The organism is Halopseudomonas salegens (assembly GCF_900105655.1).
GTDB lineage: Bacteria > Pseudomonadota > Gammaproteobacteria > Pseudomonadales > Pseudomonadaceae > Halopseudomonas > Halopseudomonas salegens.
On record NZ_LT629787.1, the window covers coordinates 1,942,283 to 1,963,848 of the forward strand.

Sequence of the window (21,566 nt, forward strand, 5' to 3'; positions counted from 1 at the left end):
TCGCGGCCACAGCAGGGAAAATGGAGCCCGTTTATCCAACCAGAGAGCCCGTCATGACCCTGACCGCAGAAAGCCCCTTCACTACCCTGCCTGACCTGATTGCCGACCACGCCCGTCAGCGTCCGCAGCACCCGGCCCTGATTCAGGATGGCGAACAGCTCGACTACACCGCCCTCGACCGGCAAATGGACCGGGTTGCCGCCGCGCTGCAGCGCGACGGCTTCAAGCCCGGCGATGCCATTGCCATCTGCGGTCTGAACAGCATCAATTACGCTTGCCTGTTCCTCGGCGCCCTGCGCGCCGGGGTCGTGGTCGCCCCACTGGCACCCTCATCCACCCCGGAAAGCCTGCTGACCATGCTTGCAGACGCTGCCGCCAGGCTCTTTTTTGTCGACCAGGCCACCGAACAGGCCCTGCAGGGTGTTCGCGAGCAGCTGCCCGGCCAGCCGATCAGCCTGGATAACAGCAGCAACAACAGCTTCAGCTACTGGCTGGCGGACGGACAACCGGAACCGGTCAATATCCCGCCGGAGCTGTCGTTCAACGTCATCTATTCCTCCGGCACTACCGGCGAGCCCAAAGGCATCGTGCAGTCCCATGCCATGCGTTTTGCGCACATCACCCGCAGCCTCAGCTTCGGCTACGGGCCGGAGAGCGTCACACTGATTTCCACCCCGCTGTACTCCAATACCACCCTGGTCTCCTTCCTGCCCACCCTCGGCCTCGGCGGTACCGTACTGATGATGGGCAAGTTCAACGCCGAGCGTTACCTGACACTCGCCGAGCAGCACAAGGCCACCCATACCATGCTGGTGCCGGTGCAGTACCAGCGCATCATGTCGTTACCCGACTTCGGGCAGTTCGACCTCTCCAGCTACCAGGTCAAATTCAGTACCAGCGCGCCTTTTCACGCCGAACTCAAAGCCGACATTCTCGCTCGCTGGCCGGGTGGTCTGGTCGAGTTCTACGGCATGACCGAAGGCGGCGGCTCCTGCATGCTGCCGGCGCACCTGTTCCCCAACAAACTGCATACTGTCGGCAAACCGCTGGAAGGCCAGGACATGCGGGTGATTGACGAAGACGGCAACGAACTGGCCGTTGGACAAATCGGCGAAGTGGTCGGCCATTCCACCGCGATGATGACCGGCTACCTGAACAAACCGGAAAAAACTGCCGAAGCCGAATGGTATGACGCCGAAGGCAAACGCTTTATCCGCACCGGCGATGTCGGCCGTTTTGATGAAGACGGCTTCCTCACCCTGATGGACCGCCGCAAGGATATGATCATCAGCGGTGGTTTCAATATTTATCCCAGCGATCTGGAACAGGTGCTGCGCCAACACAAGGATCTGGCTGATGTCACCGTGATCGGTGTCGCCTCGACCAGCTGGGGCGAGACGCCGGTCGCCTATGTGGTTCCGCAAGCGGGCAAAGCCCCCGACCCTGAAGCCATCCGTGAGTGGTTCAATGCCCAGGTCGGTAAAACCCAGCGCCTGACACGGGTTATACTGGCCACTGAACTTCCACGCAGCGCCATCGGCAAAGTGCTCAAACGCGAACTGCGTGACCAGTTTCAGGCTGATAACGGCGTGCTGGCTTGAGCCATCTGCAACTCAGCGTTGAAAGTGAGGCAAGCGAGGATGCGCCAAGGCAGCCGGCACAGATCAAGTGCAGTTTACAGTCGGTAAATGCGCATTGTGCGGCTGCTAGCATGCCTGCATCGTCAAGCACCATCGCTTTCAGGGCATAATTTTTGTGCTGAAGGTCGATCAAGGGTATCCTCAGCGCTGCCACAAGGTGTGACCCAATGGTCGCCCTGGTAGTCTGAGCTTAAGCAACGCCGAAATAATAGCGCCCCAACGGGGCAGAGCAGGAGCCACTCCATGTCACAACAGAATGCGTACAACCGGGAAGAACTGCTGGCCTGCGGCCGTGGTGAAATGTTTGGCCCGGGTAACGCACAATTGCCCGCCCCCAACATGCTGATGATGGATCGCATCGTGCAGATCACCGACAAGGGCGGTAAGTACGGCAAAGGCGAAATCATTGCCGAACTGGATATCAACCCGGACCTGTGGTTCTTTGCCTGCCATTTCGAAGGTGACCCGGTCATGCCCGGCTGCCTCGGTCTGGATGCCATGTGGCAACTGGTCGGTTTTTATCTTGGCTGGCTCGGCTATGCCGGCCGTGGCCGCGCGCTGGGCTCAGGTGAAGTCAAGTTTTTTGGCCAGGTTCTGCCCACTGCGAAGAAAGTCACTTACACCATTCATATCAAGCGGACCATCAACCGCTCGCTGACGCTGGGCATTGCCGATGGCAGCGTCGCCGTCGATGGCCGTGAGATCTACTCCGCCGAGGGCTTGCGAGTAGGCCTGTTCACTTCTACCGACAGTTTCTGAGGACAATTACCATGCGTCGCGTCGTAATTACCGGTATGGGCATCATGTCGTGCCTGGGCCAGGATCTGGAAGCCGTAACCGCCAGCCTCAAAGCCGGCAAATCTGGCATCCGTCACAATCCCGAATACGCCGAAATGGGTCTGCGTAGCCAAGTCTCCGGCAGTGTTGTCGCCAATCTTGATGAGCTGATCGATCGCAAGGTCAAGCGCTTCATGGGTGATGCCGCTGCATTTGCCTACCTGTCCATGCAACAGGCAATTGCCGACGCCAACCTGAGCGAAGATCAGGTCAGCAATGTTCGTACCGGCCTGATTGCCGGCAGTGGTGGTGCGTCCACTCTCAACCAGATGGAGTCGGTGGATATCCTGCGTGAGAAAGGGGTGAAGAAAATTGGCCCGTATCGCGTTCCGCGCACCATGGGCAGTACCGTCTCCGCCTGTCTCGCCACCCCGTTCAAGATCAAAGGCAACAACTACTCCATCTCCAGCGCCTGCGCTACCAGTGCCCATTGTATTGGTCACGCGATGGAACTGATTCAGCTCGGCAAACAGGACATCGTCTTTGCCGGCGGTGGTGAAGAAGAGCACTGGTCACTGTCCATGCTGTTTGACGCCATGGGCGCGCTTTCCACCCAGTTCAACGAAACCCCGGACAAAGCCTCACGCGCCTATGATGCCAAGCGTGATGGTTTCGTGATTGCGGGCGGTGGCGGCATGGTCGTCGTCGAAGAACTCGAACACGCTTTGGCCCGTGGCGCTAAAATCTATGCCGAAGTGGTCGGCTATGGCGCGACGTCCGACGGTTACGACATGGTCGCCCCGAGCGGTGAAGGTGCCATTCGCTGCATGCATCAGGCACTGGCCACAGTCGATGGTGATATCGAGTACCTCAACACCCATGGCACCTCGACGCCAGTCGGTGATGTCGCGGAACTGAAAGCCATCCGTGAAGTGTTTGGCGACAAGGCTCCGATGATCAGCTCGACCAAAAGCCTGTCGGGTCACAGCCTGGGCGCCGCCGGCGTTCAGGAAGCCATCTACAGCCTGCTGATGATGCGTGACAATTTCCTCTGCGCATCAGCCAATATCGAAGAGCTTGACGACAACGCCGGCACCCTCCCCATCCTGCGCGAACGCCAGGACAAAGCCGTGGATCTCGTCATGTCCAACAGCTTCGGTTTTGGGGGTACCAACGCAACCTTGGTACTCAAGCGCTGGAACGAATAAGGACGGTAAGCTGACCACTTCAGCAATCAGCAAAGACTGCTGACGCTGCAATACAAAACGGGCAATCATTTGATTGCCCGTTTTTTTGTACCCCGTCCAGAGCATTACCCACCTGACCCAGCCGGGGTTTTCACTGCTCCGGATTGCCATCACGGTTTTGCTGACAAAAAAAGGGGTACCCGGAGGTACCCCTTAAACTCAAATAGTCATTTGAGCAGCATGTAACGCTTAACGCACACCTGAGGCGCGCAGTGCGGCCGGCGTGAACTGGTTGTAACTCGGCGAGTAATCAAAGTTCGGCGCCGCACGCTCTTCGGTGTACATACCCAGAGCGATGTAACGACCAGCGATCAGATCATACAGGGTTTCAATTGCATAACCCGGGATCTTCTCGTGATAGTTGTGCGCAATGTGACCTTCACCTACGCGCCACAGGGTGCCACGACCGTCGTAGTGATCGGCCAGGGTAAGCAACCAGGAATCTTCATCCATAAAGAAGTTACGCTGGGCGTAAATATGGCGTTGACCATCCTTGACGTTACCCTGCACTTCCCACACACGATGCAGCTCGAAACGGGTGTGTTCCGGGTTGATATGACCCTCTTGCAGCACATCCGCGTACGGCAGACCGCGCTCGGTCAGCTTGTAGCTGTTGTAGGGAATGAAGACTTCCTTCTTGCCAATCAGCTCCCAGTCGTAACGATCCGGGGCACCGTTGTACATGGCGAAGTTGTCCGAGGTCCGCATGCCGTCCGACGCTGTACCCGGACCGTCATAGGCCACCTGCGGAGCGCGACGCACACGACGCTGACCCGCATTGTACACCCACGCCATACGCGGTTCCTGCAACTGATCCAGTGAATCGTGGACCAGCAACACGTTACCTGCCAGACGTGACGGCGCATTCACCCGTTGCTTGAAGTACAGCAAGGTGTTGGGAATGGACTCGTGATCCACATCCGCCATCTGGTTCGGATAACCGACTTCCTCTTCCAGCTTGATCAGCGTGTAGGAACCGTTCACCTGCGGCATCGCCTGCATGTAGAAGCGGTGCACGTTCTTGCGATAACGGGTGTTGTGGTTCCATACCACTTCCACGCCGCTCTGCGGAATCGGGAAGGCAAAGGTACCGTGCGGGAAGTTGGTGATGCCGTCACCGTTATTCACCAGTTGCGCCTGACCGGCCATACGCTGGACCTGGTCATACACATCCTGCGAATAACCGATGCTGCGATGTGACTGATACACCGGCATCTGGAAGGTTTCCGGATAACGCTCGAACAGGGCGATCTGACCGGGGGTCAGGTTGTCGCTGTAGTCCTGGTAGTTTTGCGCGGTAATCACAAACTCGGGCTGCTCGCCCTCGTACGGATTGACCGCAAAGCCATCCTCCAGAAGCCGACCGGCATCGCTATCCAGACCACCAGTCCACTCTGGAATGGTGCCCGCAGCATTGCCGGCACGCTCGGCACCGACCGGGGTCAGATCAGCACCCAGGCGGCTATAGTCGGGCTGCTGCGCCATGACGCTGGTGGCGAGCAAGCTAAGCGCCAGACCACCAGCACCCAGCAGAGTCATTTGTTTACGCATATTGTTTTCTCCAATGGCCAGTATTAGAAGCTTACGCTGAAGCTGACAGATGCAAAGTCACGATCAACGTTGGTGTTGTACTTACCATCGAAGTACGAGGTGTAGCTGATACTGGCGTTGTATTTGTTCGCGTAATCAGCATTCAGCGCCAGGCTGACTGATTTGGCATCTTCGTTGAAGTTCGGACCATAACCGTCAACATCATGCGACCAGGCAATGCTCGGGCTCAGGTTCACACCGCGGAATACGTTGCTGTAATTGAGCGCCGCGCGTACCCGGTAACCCCAGGACCAGTCGGTGTAGAAACCATCGTTCTCACACCAGCTCAACGCCCGGTTGCCACCGGTCAGGCTATCCGCATCGACCGAGGCACAGGTGCCTTGAGCGCCGGTATCACCAGCCACGTAGGGGCTCTGACCAAACAGCGAATCACGGCCGAACTTGGTGGTATCACCCAGGCCACCGATGTGGTTGACACCCACTTCACCTACCAGGGCCAGACGACTGGCACCCATCACACGCTCGATAAAGTGAATGGCGGTTACCTGCGCCTGCCAGAACTCCTTGCGTACATAACCCTGGATGTAATCGCCGGGGTTGACCTGACCTTCCAGGCCACGGTGGGTATTGTCACTACCCGGAACCACGGCTACACCACCCGGTACACCAATGCCATCCAGCGGAATGCCCGCGGCCAGCAGTGCGGTACGGCTCTGGTCACCGGAGTTGATCTGCATCGGCATGTTCGGACGGTAGCTGATTTCACCACCCAACGAAGTACCACCCAGATTGGTCTGGAAGCTGACGCCATACAGACGGATGTCTTCCGGGTATTCGAAGAAGTAACCCGCCGGACCCACGGCGCCATCAATCCCCTGTACCGGAGCCAGGGTAGAGCCGAAGATGGCAGGCGGCAGAGCGCCGGCACCGACCAGGGCATTCTGGCCCAGAACACGACCGGCAATGCTGGAGTAGAAAGGTGCACGGCTGTGGTAGTTCATGGCGTAGAAGCCGAACTCGGTGTCATTCAGCTGAGGCGCGAAATAACGGAAGGCGACACCCCACTGACCATCATCACTGGCATCCTTGTCTTTGCGCGCGCGAACGATGTACGACGCATTGCCCAATCCGGCCAAGGCATTCGTAGGCTCACCCTGCGGATAGTCGGGACCCGCGACGACCAGGCGGTCATTACAGCCCTTGGCCAGGGTGTCGGCACCCCAGAAAGTACCGCAGTTATCCAGAACTGAAGGCGCCCACTTCAGCTGATAGAAGGCCTCCATGCTCAGGTTGGCGGTCAGACCCTGGTTCAGGTAGAGCATTTCCACCGGAATCAGGCCTTCCTTGAGTTCTGCACCAGGGCGACGCAAGGCGGCTACGTCGATCGGGTTGATGCTGTTGATGGAGTTCTGGATGAAAGTACTTTCACCCCAGCTGACAACCTGGCGACCGAGACGGATGTTGCCCGGGTTGTTGCCGATGAAATAGTTGTGATAAACGAACGCATCCAGCAGATAGATACCGGAAGCCTTGGTCAACGGGTGACGGCCGGCATCATCGATATCGTAAAAACGCTGGCTACCGTCTTTGGTTTCGAAATCGTACCAGTACTTGCCGCGGAAAAAGGCACCAGAGTTCTCGTAGGTCAGCGAGAGGTCATGAGTACCACGAACGATCTTGGAGAAAATATCACCCTTATCGTAGTTCAGGCGGCCGTCATCCGAGGTGCGGGCTACGGCCTGGCCATTTTCGCCCGGAGTACGGTAATCGATGAACCGATCGTCCGCATCTTCCATGGACATGCTCACACCAATCGACAATTGCGAGTCAAACTGACCACGCACATCACCGATGTTGAAATCTACTGCGTTGGCGGTTCCTGAGAAGCTGGCCAGACTGATTGCCAGAGGCAATGCAGCAAGCTGCCAAGCATGCATTTTTTTTGTCATTGTGCTGCTCCGTTAGATTAGATCTGTGGAGCCCAGCGCCAGCCAAGGCGTCTGGGATCGGGACCAAGTCTGTCACGACGCAGAAAAATGATTTGACTGATTCGGACCAATTAGTTGACCCGACGGGACATTCACCATTTGAATAGGATAAATGCATAATCAGGATTCAGTGTTGCATTGTTTTGCACAATGTAGCGAAATCCTTTACGTTATGTTTCAAAGCGGCGTGACTCCAGCCGCACAAAACAAGAAAAAACGAAGAGAATGCAGTATGACTCAATCGACGTCACCGCTTGCCTGCCAGCGCTTGCAGGAAAGAGCTTTTTGGGTTCAGGGGATTTACAAGGCCTTGTCCTACTGCGACAAGTCACCGGAACAACTGCCCGATCACCTGCAGTCATTGTGCAGCGCTGACAATCTGACGGCCACCAAAGTCAGTCAGGCGCAGATGAATCAGCTCTGGCAGGCGGCCATGGAGTTGACCGGTGATCCGCATTTTGGCCTGCATATGGGGCAAATGACCTGCGGCAATACCCTGAAGGTATTGATTCTTGCCGCCTCTTCCAGCGCAACAGCGGGTGACGCCATTGAGCGTATCATTCATTTTTTCCCGATCTTCAGCACTCAAGCCCAACTGTATACCACCGAAGATGAGCAATACCTGACGCTCTATCTGCAACCCAAGGGCAACCCGCACGCCATGCATATCGAGGCATTGATCAGCCAATGCGAGAAAATCTGGCGTGCGATCACCCCGGAAAAATTGCCTCTGGTGATGGAAACCCGTCTGCCCCAGGACAGTGATCGCAATCGACCACTATACGAGCAAGCCCTCGGTTGCAAGGTGCGCACCGGCAGCAAACGCATTGCCGTGCGTTTCAACCACCAGGCACTTCGCGAACCTCTGAGCAGTGCTGATGATTTTTTGTTGCGACGACTGGATACCTCACTGGAAGACATGCTCAGTGAACTGCCCAATGTGGACTTTGCCGAGCAGGTCAAGCAGCGCATTCGGCAGCTGATAGGCGAGCGCGAAGTCAATGAAGAGCTGGTGGCGGCGCCTTTCAATATGAGCCCACGGCATTTGCGTCGCAAGTTGAGTGCCGTGCAAACCACCTATGAGCGCTTGCTGGACGAAGTACGGATGGAAATAGCCATTCGACTGATTCGAGAAGCGCGTCTGAGCCTGGGACGGATTGCCTACGAGCTGGGTTTTCTGGACCCGAGCAGCTTTACTCGCGCCTTCCGCCGCTGGACCGGGATGAGCCCGACGGCGTTCAAGGATAATGCCCTGAAAGATCGGGCTGCGTCCTAGGGGACAACCCGTCACAGTCCTGAATAAAAAAGGGGGAGCCGAAGCTCCCCCTTTTTTGTGGTCATCCCTGACCCGTCAGCTTGTGACTGACACCAATCAACGTACCCCGGATGCGCGCAGTGCGGCCGGCGTGAACTGGTTGTAACTCGGCGTGTAATCAAAGTTCGGCGCCGCACGCTCTTCGGTGTACATACCCAGAGCGATGTAACGACCAGCGATCAGATCATACAGGGTTTCAATTGCATACCCCGGGATCTTCTCGTGATAGTTGTGCGCAATGTGGCCTTCACCTACGCGCCACAGAGTGCCACGACCGTCGTAGTGATCGGCCAGGGTGATCAGCCAGGAGTCTTCGTCCATAAAGAAGTTACGCTGGGCGTAAATATGGCGTTGACCATCCTTGACCGTACCCTGCACTTCCCACACGCGATGCAGCTCGAAACGGGTGTGTTCCGGGTTGATATGACCCGCCTGCAACACATCCTCGTACGGCAGACCACGCTCGGTCAGCTTGTAGCTGTTGTAGGGAATGAAGACTTCCTTCTTGCCCACCAGCTCCCAGTCGTAACGATCCGGGGCACCGTTGTACATGGCGAAGTTGTCCGAGGTCCGCATGCCGTCCGACGCTGTACCCGGACCGTCATAGGCCACCTGCGGAGCGCGACGAACACGACGCTGACCCGCATTGTACACCCACGCCATACGCGGTTCCTGCAACTGATCCAGTGAATCGTGGACCAGCAACACGTTACCTGCCAGACGTGACGGCGCATTCACCCGTTGCTTGAAGTACAGCAAGGTGTTGGGAATGGACTCGTGATCCACATCCGCCATCTGGTTCGGATAACCGACTTCCTCTTCCAGCTTGATCAGGGTGTAGGAACCGTTCACCTGCGGCATCGCCTGCATGTAGAAACGATGCACGTTCTTGCGATAACGGGTGTTGTGGTTCCATACCACTTCCACGCCGCTCTGCGGAATCGGGAAGGCAAAGGTACCGTGCGGGAAGTTGGTGATGCCGTCACCGTTATTCACCAGCTGCGCCTGACCGGCCATACGCTGGACCTGGTCATACACATCCTGCGAATAACCGATGCTGCGATGTGACTGATACACCGGCATCTGGAAGGTTTCCGGATAACGCTCGAACAGGGCGATCTGACCGGGGGTCAGGTTGTCGCTGTAGTCCTGGTAGTTTTGCGCGGTAATCACAAACTCGGGCTGCTCGCCCTCGTACGGATTGACCGCAAAGCCATCCTCCAGAAGCCGACCGGCATCGCTATCCAGACCACCAGTCCACTCGGGAATGGTGCCCGCGGCATTGCCGGCACGCTCGGCACCGACCGGCGTCAGGTCAGCACCCAGGCGGCTATAGTCGGGCTGCTGCGCCATAACGCTGGTGGCGAGCAAACTAAGCGCCAGACCACCGGCACCCAGCAGAGTCATTTGTTTACGCATATTGTTTTCTCCAATGGCCAGTATTAGAAGCTTACGCTGAAGCTGACAGATGCAAAGTCACGGTCAACGTTGGTGTTGTACTTACCATCGAAGTACGAGGTGTAGCTGATACTGGCGTTGTATTTGTTCGCGTAATCAGCATTCAGCGCCAGGCTGACTGATTTGGCATCTTCGTTGAAGTTCGGACCATAACCGTCAACATCATGCGACCAGGCAATGCTCGGGCTCAAGTTCACACCGCGGAACACGTTGCTGTAATCCAGCGCTGCACGGACCCGGTAGCCCCAGGACCAGTCGGTGTAGAAACCATCGTTCTCACACCAGCTCAACGCCCGGTTGCCACCGGTCAGGCTGGCCGCATCGACCGAGGCACAGGTGCCTTCAGCGCCGGTATCACCAGCCACGTAAGGGCTCTGACCAAACAGCGAGTCACGACCGAACTTGGTGGTATCACCCAGGCCACCGATGTGGTTGACACCCACTTCACCCACCAGCGACAGGCGGCTGGCACCCATCACACGCTCGATAAAGTGAATGGCGGTTACCTGCGCCTGCCAGAATTCCTTGCGTACATAACCCTGAATGTAGTCGCCGGGGTTGACCTGACCTTCCAGGCCACGGTGGGTATTGTCGCTACCCGGAACCACGGCTACACCACCCGGTACACCAATGCCATCCAGCGGAATGCCCGCGGCCAGCAGTGCGGTACGGCTCTGGTCACCGGAGCTGATCTGCATCGGCATGTTCGGACGGTAGCTGATTTCACCACCCACCGAGGTACCACCCAGGTTGGTCTGGAAGCTGACGCCATACAGACGGATATCTTCCGGGTACTCGAAGAAGTAACCCGCCGGACCCATGGCACCATCAACCCCTTGTACCGGAGCCAGGGTGGAGCCAAAGATGGCAGGCGGCAGGGCGCCGGCACCAACCAGGGCATTCTGACCCAGAACACGGCCGGCAATGCTGGAGTAGAAAGGTGCACGGCTATGGTAGTTCATGGCATAGAAGCCGAACTCGGTGTCATTCAGCTGAGGCGCGAAATAACGGAAGGCCACACCCCACTGGCCATCATCACTGGCATCCTTGTCTTTGCGCGCGCGAACGATGTAGGGCGCATTGCCCAGTCCAGCCAGAGCAGCGTTGGGCTCACCCTGCGGATAGTCGGAACCCGCGACGACCAGGCGGTCATTACAGCCCTTGGCCAGGGTGTCGGCACCCCAGAAAGTACCGCAGTTATCCAGAACTGAAGGCGCCCACTTCAGCTGATAGAAGGCCTCCATGCTCAGGTTGGCGGTCAGACCCTGGTTCAGGTAGAGCATTTCCACCGGAATCAGGCCTTCCTTGAGTTCTGCACCAGGGCGACGCAAGGCGGCTACGTCGATCGGGTTGATGCTGTTGATGGAGTTCTGGATGAAAGTACTTTCACCCCAGCTGACAACCTGGCGACCGAGACGGATGTTGCCCGGGTTGTTGCCGATGAAATAGTTGTGATAAACGAACGCATCCAGCAGATAGATACCGGAAGCCTTGGTCAACGGGTGACGGCCGGCATCATCGATATCGTAAAAACGCTGGCTGCCGTCTTTGGTTTCGAAATCGTACCAGTACTTGCCGCGGAAGAAGGCACCGGAGTTCTCGTAGGTCAGCGACAGGTCATGAGTACCGCGAACAATCTTGGAGAAGATGTCACCCTTCTCGTAGTTCAGGCGGCCGTCATCCGAGGTGCGGGCTACGGCCTGGCCATTCTGGCCTGGCGTGCGGTAATCGATGAACCGATCGTCCGCATCTTCCGTGGACATGCTCATGCCAATCGACAATTGCGAGTCAAACTGACCACGCACATCACCGATATCGAAAGCGACTGCGTTGGCGGTTCCTGAGAAGCTGGCCAGACTGATTGCCAAAGGCAATGCAGCAAGCTGCCAGGCGTGCATTTTTTTTGTCATTGTGCTGCTCCGTTTAATTGACTAGTACCTGCGCACAAGTGAACAGGACGCGCCTAGTCTGCAACAGAGACAAGAGTTTTACCTGTCTCAGGCGGACCTTACTCTTTACCTGAGAGGACACGCCCAGGAAAAAGCTTAACGCCTCTATTTCAAGGGCAGACCCACCATTCAGACAATGAATACCCCTGTTCTCTTGGCTGGACGGGACATCGGAAATGCCGTACAACTAGCCGGACAGGACATAATGAGCTTAAAAGAAGAAACGTGACATGACTGCGACTTCCCCTTTGATCAGGACGAGCAGGGAGTCTAGCGCCGCACCGCAGGAACATGCCTGCTGGCTGACTCTCATCAACCTCGGGCTGGCTTGCTACCACTGCTCTCTGGATGACTCATCATCCTCCCGGCCATTCAGTCAGACTCCGCGCAGTGCAACAGACCGCCTGAGCCAGGATACGTGCTCCATGCTCTGGAGCGAGGCGGTGTCTATCAGCAATGAGCCCTTGTTTGGCCTCCGGCTCATGCAACAGCAACTTCCGACCCCCTTGCAAGCCGTTGCTTTGGCGGCCAGAGCATCTACCCACCTCGGCGCCGCGCTGGATATCCTGAGCCGCTATCTACCGTTACTGACCAATCAGGCGCGGCTGGACATCCACACTGACGAGCAACAAGCTCAGCTGATACTGCTACCGATCGGACAGCCTCACCAACAGCATCTTCATGCCATGTTGGGATATATCGTCCGATTGCTTGAAGAGTTGCACGAACATCGCCCGGCACAATTGCGTATTGAGATGCCACTGGAAAAGCACGTTCATGCTGAAGCAGAAAAACTGTTGCAGCATTCACTGCAGGCGACCACCGATTATTGTCGTATCAGCCTGCCACGCGCAGCGCTGGAGATTCCACTCAGCGGCGCAGACGATATACTGCTCAATGGCATGCATGACACCCTGGGCAACATGTTGGCGCATACGCCAACCATTAGCCTGATCGAGCAGGTAAAAAAGCGTATTTTGACCCTGATGAGCTCAGGCGAGATATCGGAAAAAGCCATTGCCGAACCGATGAAAATCAGCCCGCGGCATTTGCGGCGAAAACTCAACCAGCACGGCACGACCTACGAACAGCTGGTTGACGAGGTTCGCCGCGACAACGCATTGCGACTGATTGCTGACCATGGACTGTCGCTGACCGAAATCGCCTATGAACTCGGTTTTCTCGACCCAAGCAGCTTTACCCGGGCCTTCCGCCGCTGGACGGATATGAGCCCAACCGGCTACCGGCGGCAGCAGGCTGGGGGCAAGCGCCGGCTCAGTGCTTGATGAACAACAGGGTCATGCGATCACTTTCACCGATCGACAAATACTGTGCACGGTTTTCATCGCCAAGGCGCAGGGTTGGCGGCAAGGTCCAGACCCCTTCGGGGTGATCGGTATTATCCTGTGGATTCTGATTGACCGGGCTGCGCGACAACAACTCAAAGCCGGCCTCTTCGGCCATGGCAATAATCAGTTCCTCTGCCACATAACCGGTTTCGACCATCTGTTCCAGGCTGGTTCCGACGCGAGCACGGTGCTCCACCACACCCAGCTTGCCGCCAGGCTTGAGTGCAGCATAAAACTTGTTGAAAACAATTTGCGCCTGCTCTTCACCTGCGGCCAGCCAGTTATGCACATTACGGAAAGTCAGCACCCGATCGGCGGACTCGGGCTCGGCAATCGGCTGCTGCGGGTCGTAATTCAGCACACTCAGCTCAACACCCTCGAGCTTGCTGCGGGGGCGTTGCATGAGACGCTGATAGTCTTCCAGACTGTCACGAAAGTATTCGTTGTCGCTCTGCGGATCGAAATGGGCTGCAATCAGCTTGCCTTCCTCGCGCAGCAAGGGAGCGAGTATTTCACTGTACCAGCCCTCCCCGGGCCATGCTTCGATGACGGTATGCCCCGGCTCAACGCCAAAGAAGGCCAGCGTCTGTTCAGGGTTGCGATGAGCGTCGCGCATTACGTTGGTGATCGAGCGGCCGCCCGCACTCACCGCCTGCCGCACAGCCTCCTGGTGCTCCAGCGATAACTGTGGCGGCATTGCGGCGTCTTGCTGGGCAACGGCAGACAGCGACAATGACAGCGCAAGCGACCCGACTAACTTTCTCAACATGGCAAAAAGTCCTCTCCAGAATTTTCAAATCAATCTGAATCCAGCCTAACAGTTGGAAACATTCAGGTCATTGCAGCGCCGGCATTATCCGGACAAAGGTGTAACATAGTCATAACTGTTGCATCTCAACAATACAGTTACCGGCCAAAGGATTATTCCGTGCGCGACACCTTGCCCCTGCTGAATCAACTTGACTTCCCTGCCCTGCAACGACGCGAGCTGGAAACCTTGCAGGTCAACCTGACCTACCTGTGCAATCAGCGCTGCCTGCACTGTCATGTCAACGCTGGCCCGACGCGCACGGAAAGCATGTCCGACGAGGTAATCCAGCTACTGTATGCAGTGATTGACAGCCACGCGGTACAGGCCCTGGACCTGACGGGTGGCGCGCCGGAAATGCACCCTCGCTTCCGTGACATCGTTGCCCATGCCCGCGAAGAGGGGCTGGAGGTCATTGATCGCTGCAACCTGACCATTCTCAGCGAACCGGGCTATGCCGATCTGGCCGAATTTCTCGCCGAACAAGGCGTTCAGGTGTCTGCCTCCCTACCCTGTTATTCGCGGGACAATGTTGATCAGCAACGTGGAGACGGCGTATTCGAACGCAGCATACAGGGACTGCGCCAGCTCAACGCCCTGGGTTACGGACAGCCGGATAGCGGCCTGGAACTCAACCTTGTCTACAACCCGCAAGGTCCCAGTCTGCCACCTCCCCAGCAGGCCTTGCAGGCCGATTACCAGCAACACCTGTGGGAAGATTTCGGCATTGTCTTCAATCAGTTGCACACTATCACCAACCAGCCGATTGCCCGTTTTGGCAGCACGCTGGTGAGCAAGGGTCAGTTCAATACCTACATGACCCTGCTAAAGGACAACTTCAGCAGCGACAACCTGCCAGGACTGATGTGCCGCAACACCGTCAGTGTCGACTGGCAGGGCTATCTGTATGACTGTGATTTCAACCAGATGCTCGATCTACCCATGCCCACCCTCGCACGTGATCGTAGCCATTTGCGCGATTTGCTCGCAGCCCGATTGCAAGGCCGACCGATAGCGACCCGTGATCATTGTTTTGCCTGTACCGCAGGCCAGGGGTCGAGCTGCGGCGGTGCATTGGGTACATAAGCGGAGTTTCCGCAACGGACGCCTCAGCGTCAGGTCGTCTTTGGCTGCTCTTCGCGCGCTCGTATCTGCCGATACAGCTCTTCTGCCGCAGACTTCAACGCGCGCGCCTGTTCCAGCTCCATATCGGCCATACACCACAAGCGGTGGGGTATATCTTCAGCCTGCTGTCGCAGATCACGCCCGACCGCAGTCAGGCACATCAACCATTGCCGCTCATCGGTTTCGCCCTTGCGCCGTTCGATCAGTTCTTTTTGCTCAAGTCGCTTCAGGATCGGCGTCAAAGTGCCTGAATCCAAACGTGTTTTGCTGACCAGCTGTTTGATGGCGACGCCATCAGCCTCCCACAGAGCCAGCATGACCAGGTACTGCGGATAGGTCAGATCCAGCGGTTCCAGCAAGGGTCGATAGGCCCGTACCAGCGCGTTGGTCGCAGAGTACAGGGAATGGCACAACTGGTTTTGTAACAACAGCGGATCAACGGCGTCAGTAGGTAAAGACATGGCATACTCGGCAAGTAATGAATAATTTATTTTGCGCGCAAGCTATTGACCGGTCAACCTCCACTGCGTATTGTTTTGCGCACAAGATAATTTTATGGAAAAACGACCATGCTGAAAACTCTCCTGATCATTCTTGCCCTGCTCGCGCTGCTGATCGTGGCTTTTTTCGTCCGCATTTATTGGCAAAACGCGCAAGTACCTGCCCTGGGCCATACACAAGGCCAGCTGACTCCCCTGAGCAGCAAACCCAATGGCGTCTCCAGCCAAACCAGCGACGCGGATAAAAAAGTCGAGCCCTGGCCCTTTATTGACGATCAGAGCAGCAGCATGCAGGCCATTATGGCTGCGGTGCAAAGCTACGGTGAGGCCGACGTGGTTACGCAAGAACCGAATTATCTGCGCGTGGTCTTTGTTACCCCGCGGATGCGCTTTCGTGATGATGCCGAATTCTATCTGGATGCAGACACCAAGCTGGTGCACTTCCGCTCCGCCAGCCGTGCCGGACATTCTGACATGGGCCTGAACCGCAAACGCCACCAGGCATTAACCCGCCTGTATCTTGAACAGCAAAACTGAGGTCACTGATGTCACGCAAGAAAATTCTTCTGCTAGTCGGCCTGGCCACCCTGGTTGCACTGTTTTTCGGGCTGGAACTGAACCAGTATTTCAACCTGGAAACCATCAAGGCACAGCAACACAGCCTGGAGCAGATGGTCAGTGCCTACCCAGTGCTGGCGGCGGTGATCTATTTCGGCGCTTACGTCATCATCACTGCTGTCTCGCTACCCGGCGCAGCCTTGATGACATTGATCGGTGGTGCGCTCTTTGGCCTTGGCTGGGGGCTATTGCTGGTGTCCTTTGCTTCCACTCTGGGCGCCACTCTGGCCATGCTGATCAGCCGTTTTCTCTTGCGTGACTGGGTCAAGGCCAGATTTGGCCGCAAGCTGGATCGTATTGATCAGGGCGTCGAGCGTGAAGGCGGTTTTTATCTGTTCGCCCTGCGCCTGGTACCGGCTTTCCCCTTCTTTCTGATCAATCTGGCGATGGGGCTGACCCGGCTGAAGACCCGCACCTACTGGTGGATCACCCAGGTTGGCATGCTGCCGGGCACCGTGGTCTACGTAAACGCCGGGCGTGAACTCAGCCAGGTGGATACACTGGGCGGCATTCTGTCCCCCGGTTTGATTGGCGCCTTCGTGTTGCTGGGTCTTTTTCCCTTGATTGCGCGCAAGTTGCTCAATGTCGTACAGGCACTCAAGGTCTATCGCGGCTGGAACAAACCCAAGGTGTTTGATCGCAACCTGGTGGTGATTGGCGCCGGCAGTGGCGGCCTGGTCAGCGCCTATATCGCCGCTGCGGTCAAAGCCAACGTCAGCCTGATCGAAAAGCATGCCATGGGTGGCGATTGCCTGAATACCGGCTGTGTGCCCAGCAAGGCACTGATACGCAGCGCCCGCCTGGCCCATGATATTCGCCAGGCCAAACAGCTGGGCATCTCGGCGGGTGAACCGCAGGTTGATTTTGCCGCCGTGATGGAACGAATTCAGCGGGTGATCGCGGATATCGAGCCCCACGACTCGGTGGAACGCTACACCGGGCTGGGCGTGGACGTCATCCAGGGCGAAGCCACTATCACCTCGCCCTGGCAGGTTGAAGTCAACGGCAAGACCCTGACCACACGCAACATCATTATTGCCGCCGGGGCGCAGCCATTCATTCCTGATCTACCCGGCATCGATCAAGTGCCTTGCTATACTTCAGACAGCATCTGGTCGCTGCGTGAACAGCCCAGACGTCTGCTGGTTCTGGGCGGCGGCCCGATTGGCTGTGAGCTGTCCCAGGCCTTCCAGCGTCTCGGCAGCCAGGTGATTCAGCTGGAACGCAATAATTGCGTCTTGCCGCGTGAAGACAGCGATACCCGCGAGCTGGTGGAGAACAGCCTGCGCGCGGATGGCGTCGAGCTGCATCTGGAACATGCCGCAGAAGCCTTCAGTGCCGAGAACGGCAGCTACCGGATCAGCGTACGCAACCTGGCGACCGATGAAACCCGTCAGATCGAGTTCGATACCCTGCTGGTCGCTGTCGGCCGCAAGGCCAACACCAGCGGTTACGGCGCAGAGAACCTGGGACTTGAACTGCGGGAAAACGGCACCCTGGCCACCAACGAATATCTGGCCACCCGTTACCCGAACATCTTTGCCGTGGGTGATGTTACCGGCCCCTACCAGTTCACCCATGTCGCTGCACACCAGGCCTGGTATGCCGCCGTCAATGCCCTGTTCGGCAGCCTGAAAGGCTTCAAGGTGGATTATCGGGTCATCCCGCGGGTGACCTTTACCGAGCCGGAAGTGGCCACGGTGGGCCTGACCGAAAGCGAAGCCAATGAACAGGACGTTGCCTTTGAAGTCACTCGCTACGGCATTGACGACCTGGACCGGGCGATCGCCGACAACAGTGCCCACGGCTTCGTCAAGGTACTGACCAAGCCGGGCAAGGACCAGATTCTGGGCGTGACCATTGTCGGTGCGCATGCCGGGGAATTGCTCGCCGAATATGTGTTCGCCATGAAGCACAATCTGGGGCTGAACAAGATTCTTGGCACTATCCACAGCTACCCGACCCTGGCTGAGGCCAACAAGTTCGCTGCCGGCGAATGGAAAAAGGCCCATGCACCCCAGGGGGTCCTGCGCTGGGTGGCCCGCTATCATCGCTGGCGCCTGGGCAGTTGAGCATGCGCTTCAGCATGATCATGCCGGTGCGCAACGAAGCCGCCGGCATTCAACAGGCACTGGCCTCGCTGCAATCGCAACGGGGCGCTGAGCTTGAAATTATTCTGATTGATGGTGGCAGCAGCGATGCCACCGTCGAGCTGGCCCAGCCACTGGTCGATCAAGTGCTAAAGAGTCTGCCCGGGCGCGCCAAACAGATGAACACCGGCGCTGCGGTCGCCCGCGGCGACTGGCTGATCTTTTTGCATGCAGACACCCGTTTACCGTCCAACTTTACCCACATCATTCCCCAGCAAGTCTCTGACTGGGGGCGTTTCGATGTTCGCCTGGAGCCAACAAGCCCCCTGTTGCAGCTGGTGGCCTGGATGATGAATCAGCGTTCCCGGCTGACCGGCATCTGTACCGGCGACCAGGCCCTGGTAATCCGGCGCGACCTGTTCGAACAGATCGGTGGCTATGCTGACATACCCTTGATGGAAGACATCGAACTGAGCAAACGCTTGCGGCAGATATGTCACCCCGCTCGGCTTCGCCCGGCACTGACCACCTCCAGCCGGCGTTGGCAGCAGAACGGCAGCTTGCGCACCATTGCCCTGATGTGGTGGCTGCGCCTGGCCTTCTGGCTTGGCGTATCGCCGCAGCGCTTGGCTCGTTGGTATCGCTGAGCAAGGTGTGCTGGCGAAGGGATGGCATTATTTAACGTAATCTGTATAATCGCTCGCCGAATACAGGACACCACTCTGGTGTCGGCACAGGGATTGAGCCGTTATCTTGACCTGCCATGATGCACGCCCCCCCCTTTGCCCGCCTGATGATGCCTGATCCGTATCAGAAGTTCAGTCGAGGAAGACACAATGCATTACGGAAAACAGTTGGCCACTGTCGCCGGTTTTGGGCTCTTGGCTTTATTGCCGCTGGCAAGCCCGGCCATGACGCTGGAAGAACTGGCCGCTCGGGTCGAGCGTCTGGATGAAGAAAACCAGCAGTTGAAAGCCCGCATTGCCGAGCTGGAAACCAGACAGTCGGAACCCAATGAGCCTGCTCAGCAGTCAATTGCAACTGCCCGGCAGCAAAGCCGCCCCGAGCTACCCAGCGTCAAACTCGATCACCAACATGCCTATACCATGCTGGATCAGACCACACTGATCAATCGCAAGCAGGAGTACATTCTGCGTAGCAGGCAGTCGGGCGCTCTGGCCGACAACACGGTGTATCTGAGCGGTGCCATCAACGCCATTGCAAACTATCAAAAGAGCAACACCGAGAGTAAGTTCGGTTATCTGATGCGTCACCCGACCGCTAACAACCAGCGCACGGACAAGGTCTCGGAAGCCATCATTCATTCTGCGCAACTGGCCCTGACCGCATCTCTGGGCGACTGGACCAACGCGTACATGGAGTTCCTCTACGACCCGCACCAGAGTTTTGGTACCGGCACAACGACCGACCTGAACCGCAACCAGGTTCAACTGCGCCATGGCTACCTGCTGTTCGGCAACCTGGATCACTCGCCGTTCTATTTTTCACTCGGTAAAATGACTACCCCCTTCGGCCTGACCGATACACTCAATCCATTTACCTCATCGACAGTCTGGCACGCCTTTGGCGGCCTGGCGTATGGGGCCAATATCGGCTGGATGCATGAAGGCTGGAATCTGGACATCATGGCCATTCAGGGTGGCGCCCAGTTCCGTGCTGCCAATATGCCGGTGGACGACAGCAATGTGCCCAGCAAACTGAACAATTTCGCCGTTGATCTCAACTATACGCTGGACCTGTCTGCCGACAGCCACCTGCTGCTGGGCGCGTCCTATATCAAGGGCAGCCCGTACTGCCAGGATTTCCCGGTAGTGCATTTCAACCCGTGCTCGGACCGCAACGCAGCCTGGGATGCTTATGCGCAATGGAATCACCGCAATTGGACCGTTCAGGCAGAGTACGCATCGACGCTGGACGAGTGGCCCGGAACCTTCAACCCCAGCCTGCCGCAATACTCCGCCGCCAAGGTCAGCAGCTGGAACCTGGGTACCCGCACAGAGCAGCGTGTATTCGGCCAACCGGTGAATTTTTCGCTTGATTTCAGTCGTTTCAAATCCGGCCCCAGTGGCTCGCCCTGGGAAAAACAGGACCAATGGGTGCTGGGCATGTCAACCTATCTGACCCCCAGCACCAAGATGTTTACCGAGCTCGTTCGGGCCGAAGGCTATGTCCCGCTCAACTTTGTCAGCGGCGGCAATATGCAACCGGGTGAAACGCACAGTGACACCCATGCCGACAGTTCGATTTTTGTCCTGGGGGCCAACGTCGCCTTCTGATTGCCAAAACCGGCTGTGACTCCTGAGGCGGTTCGACAGATGTCGCAGGAGTCCGGCGCGCCCTATCGATGACTGTCTGATTCAGGCAGAGTAGGTGTCTTCGCCTGGGTCTGAATGGACATACGCCATGAAGTCACTGCCTTTACTGATTTTCGCCAAGGCGCCAGTTCCGGCTACCGTGAAAACCCGGCTGATCCCGGCACTGGGCGCAGACGGGGCCTGCACCCTGTATCGACGACTTCTGCGCCATACCCTGCAGCAGACCGCCCACTGGACAGGTCCGCGCGTGCTCTATTGCGCTCCTGACAGCAGCCATCCCGAGTTTCGGGCACTTGCCAGCGAATTCGATCTGCAACTGTGCAACCAGCACGGTGACGACCTGGGCATGCGCATGTTCAACGCCCTGTCTGACCACCCCGAAGGTGCCCTGTTGATCGGCACTGACTGCCCTGATCTTGATTGCAGCCATCTGCAACAGGCAGCCGAGGCGCTGGCCCGTCACCACAGTGTCTTTCTGCCCAGCGAAGATGGCGGCTATGTACTGGTCGGCCAGCAATCCGCGCATCCGGCACCCTTTGCGGACATGCGCTGGAGCCAGCCAGACGTCATGTCGCAAAGCCGACAGCGCCTGCATGCGGCCGGTCTGAATTGTTGGCTTGGCCCGACCCTGTGGGATCTGGATGAACCCGAAGACCTGTCGCGTTTGCAGCTGGATGACCAAGGCGAGTCATGAGTCGTCAATAATTGCCCACCCCTTCCATCACACTTGCTTATGCAAAGCTATTCCATCCATGGGACATAGTTCATCTATTGTCTCAGTGACTATATGGTCGCTATCAATGTCGAGCCCGGTA

17 protein-coding genes are annotated in these 21,566 nt (G+C 57.3%); 11 read left to right on the forward strand and 6 right to left on the reverse strand.

Annotated features, from left to right (window positions below; genetic code table 11):
* Window positions 1–53 precede the first annotated feature (53 nt).
* The 3 genes from BLU07_RS08735 (at window position 54) to fabB (ending at window position 3,625) form a co-directional block, all read left to right on the forward strand.
* On the forward strand, window positions 54–1,601 hold the full coding sequence (locus BLU07_RS08735) for a class I adenylate-forming enzyme family protein (protein WP_092386076.1): 1,548 nt from the start codon (window positions 54–56) through the stop codon (window positions 1,599–1,601).
* 282 nt (window positions 1,602–1,883) lie between these two features.
* Window positions 1,884–2,399, forward strand: a complete 516-nt coding sequence (fabA, locus tag BLU07_RS08740; protein ID WP_092386078.1) for a 3-hydroxyacyl-[acyl-carrier-protein] dehydratase FabA — start codon at window positions 1,884–1,886, stop codon at window positions 2,397–2,399.
* A gap of 11 nt (window positions 2,400–2,410) precedes the next feature.
* Entirely contained in the window at window positions 2,411–3,625 is a 1,215-nt protein-coding gene (fabB, locus tag BLU07_RS08745; protein WP_092386080.1) for a beta-ketoacyl-ACP synthase I, read from the forward strand.
* A gap of 228 nt (window positions 3,626–3,853) precedes the next feature.
* Here fabB and BLU07_RS08750 read toward each other — a convergent pair whose 3' ends face one another.
* On the reverse strand, window positions 3,854–5,215 hold the full coding sequence (locus BLU07_RS08750; RefSeq protein WP_092386082.1) for a DUF1329 domain-containing protein: 1,362 nt from the start codon (window positions 5,213–5,215) through the stop codon (window positions 3,854–3,856).
* Between the two features lie 23 nt (window positions 5,216–5,238).
* Window positions 5,239–7,164, reverse strand: coding sequence for a DUF1302 domain-containing protein (locus BLU07_RS08755; protein ID WP_092386084.1), 1,926 nt, complete (start codon window positions 7,162–7,164; stop codon window positions 5,239–5,241).
* A gap of 271 nt (window positions 7,165–7,435) precedes the next feature.
* Between BLU07_RS08755 and BLU07_RS08760 the strand changes: the two genes are divergently transcribed.
* On the forward strand, window positions 7,436–8,479 hold the full coding sequence (locus BLU07_RS08760; RefSeq protein WP_172830106.1) for a helix-turn-helix domain-containing protein: 1,044 nt from the start codon (window positions 7,436–7,438) through the stop codon (window positions 8,477–8,479).
* A gap of 96 nt (window positions 8,480–8,575) precedes the next feature.
* Here BLU07_RS08760 and BLU07_RS08765 read toward each other — a convergent pair whose 3' ends face one another.
* Complete coding sequence (locus BLU07_RS08765; RefSeq protein ID WP_092386088.1) at window positions 8,576–9,937, reverse strand: DUF1329 domain-containing protein; 1,362 nt, start codon at window positions 9,935–9,937, stop codon at window positions 8,576–8,578.
* 23 nt (window positions 9,938–9,960) lie between these two features.
* Window positions 9,961–11,886: a DUF1302 domain-containing protein gene (locus BLU07_RS08770; RefSeq protein WP_092386090.1), complete on the reverse strand. Its 1,926-nt coding sequence runs from the start codon at window positions 11,884–11,886 to the stop codon at window positions 9,961–9,963.
* Between the two features lie 269 nt (window positions 11,887–12,155).
* On the opposite strand from BLU07_RS08770, the gene BLU07_RS08775 reads away from it, so the two are divergent.
* Complete coding sequence (locus tag BLU07_RS08775) at window positions 12,156–13,211, forward strand: helix-turn-helix domain-containing protein (RefSeq protein ID WP_092386092.1); 1,056 nt, start codon at window positions 12,156–12,158, stop codon at window positions 13,209–13,211.
* On the opposite strand, the gene BLU07_RS08780 is transcribed toward BLU07_RS08775, so the two are convergent.
* Window positions 13,201–14,043 carry a class I SAM-dependent methyltransferase gene (locus tag BLU07_RS08780; protein WP_092386094.1) on the reverse strand — a complete coding sequence of 281 codons (843 nt, stop codon included), beginning with the start codon at window positions 14,041–14,043 and terminating at the stop codon, window positions 13,201–13,203. The genes BLU07_RS08775 and BLU07_RS08780 overlap by 11 nt on opposite strands.
* A 159-nt stretch (window positions 14,044–14,202) precedes the next feature.
* Here BLU07_RS08780 and arsS point away from each other — a divergent pair, with 159 nt between their 5' ends.
* Window positions 14,203–15,168, forward strand: a complete 966-nt coding sequence (gene arsS / locus BLU07_RS08785; RefSeq protein ID WP_092386096.1) for an arsenosugar biosynthesis radical SAM (seleno)protein ArsS — start codon at window positions 14,203–14,205, stop codon at window positions 15,166–15,168.
* 29 nt (window positions 15,169–15,197) lie between these two features.
* Here arsS and BLU07_RS08790 read toward each other — a convergent pair whose 3' ends face one another.
* Window positions 15,198–15,668, reverse strand: a complete 471-nt coding sequence (locus BLU07_RS08790; RefSeq protein WP_092386098.1) for a MarR family winged helix-turn-helix transcriptional regulator — start codon at window positions 15,666–15,668, stop codon at window positions 15,198–15,200.
* Window positions 15,669–15,776: 108 nt separating this feature from the next.
* On the opposite strand from BLU07_RS08790, the gene BLU07_RS08795 reads away from it, so the two are divergent.
* The 5 genes from BLU07_RS08795 (at window position 15,777) to BLU07_RS08815 (ending at window position 21,445) form a co-directional block, all read left to right on the forward strand.
* Window positions 15,777–16,244 (forward strand): DUF1499 domain-containing protein, encoded by a 468-nt coding sequence (locus tag BLU07_RS08795; protein WP_197674989.1) that lies wholly within the window; start codon window positions 15,777–15,779, stop codon window positions 16,242–16,244.
* A gap of 8 nt (window positions 16,245–16,252) precedes the next feature.
* Window positions 16,253–18,397 carry an FAD-dependent oxidoreductase gene (locus tag BLU07_RS08800; protein WP_092386100.1) on the forward strand — a complete coding sequence of 715 codons (2,145 nt, stop codon included), beginning with the start codon at window positions 16,253–16,255 and terminating at the stop codon, window positions 18,395–18,397.
* Window positions 18,398–18,399: 2 nt separating this feature from the next.
* Window positions 18,400–19,062, forward strand: a complete 663-nt coding sequence (locus BLU07_RS08805) for a TIGR04283 family arsenosugar biosynthesis glycosyltransferase (protein WP_092386102.1) — start codon at window positions 18,400–18,402, stop codon at window positions 19,060–19,062.
* Window positions 19,063–19,251: 189 nt separating this feature from the next.
* The gene (locus BLU07_RS08810; RefSeq protein ID WP_092386104.1) at window positions 19,252–20,712 is read left to right on the forward strand and encodes an LbtU family siderophore porin; all 1,461 of its coding nucleotides are present in this window, start codon (window positions 19,252–19,254) and stop codon (window positions 20,710–20,712) included.
* A gap of 127 nt (window positions 20,713–20,839) precedes the next feature.
* A complete protein-coding gene (locus BLU07_RS08815) occupies window positions 20,840–21,445 on the forward strand; it encodes a TIGR04282 family arsenosugar biosynthesis glycosyltransferase (protein ID WP_092386106.1) in 606 nt (201 codons plus the stop codon).
* Window positions 21,446–21,566 lie beyond the last annotated feature (121 nt).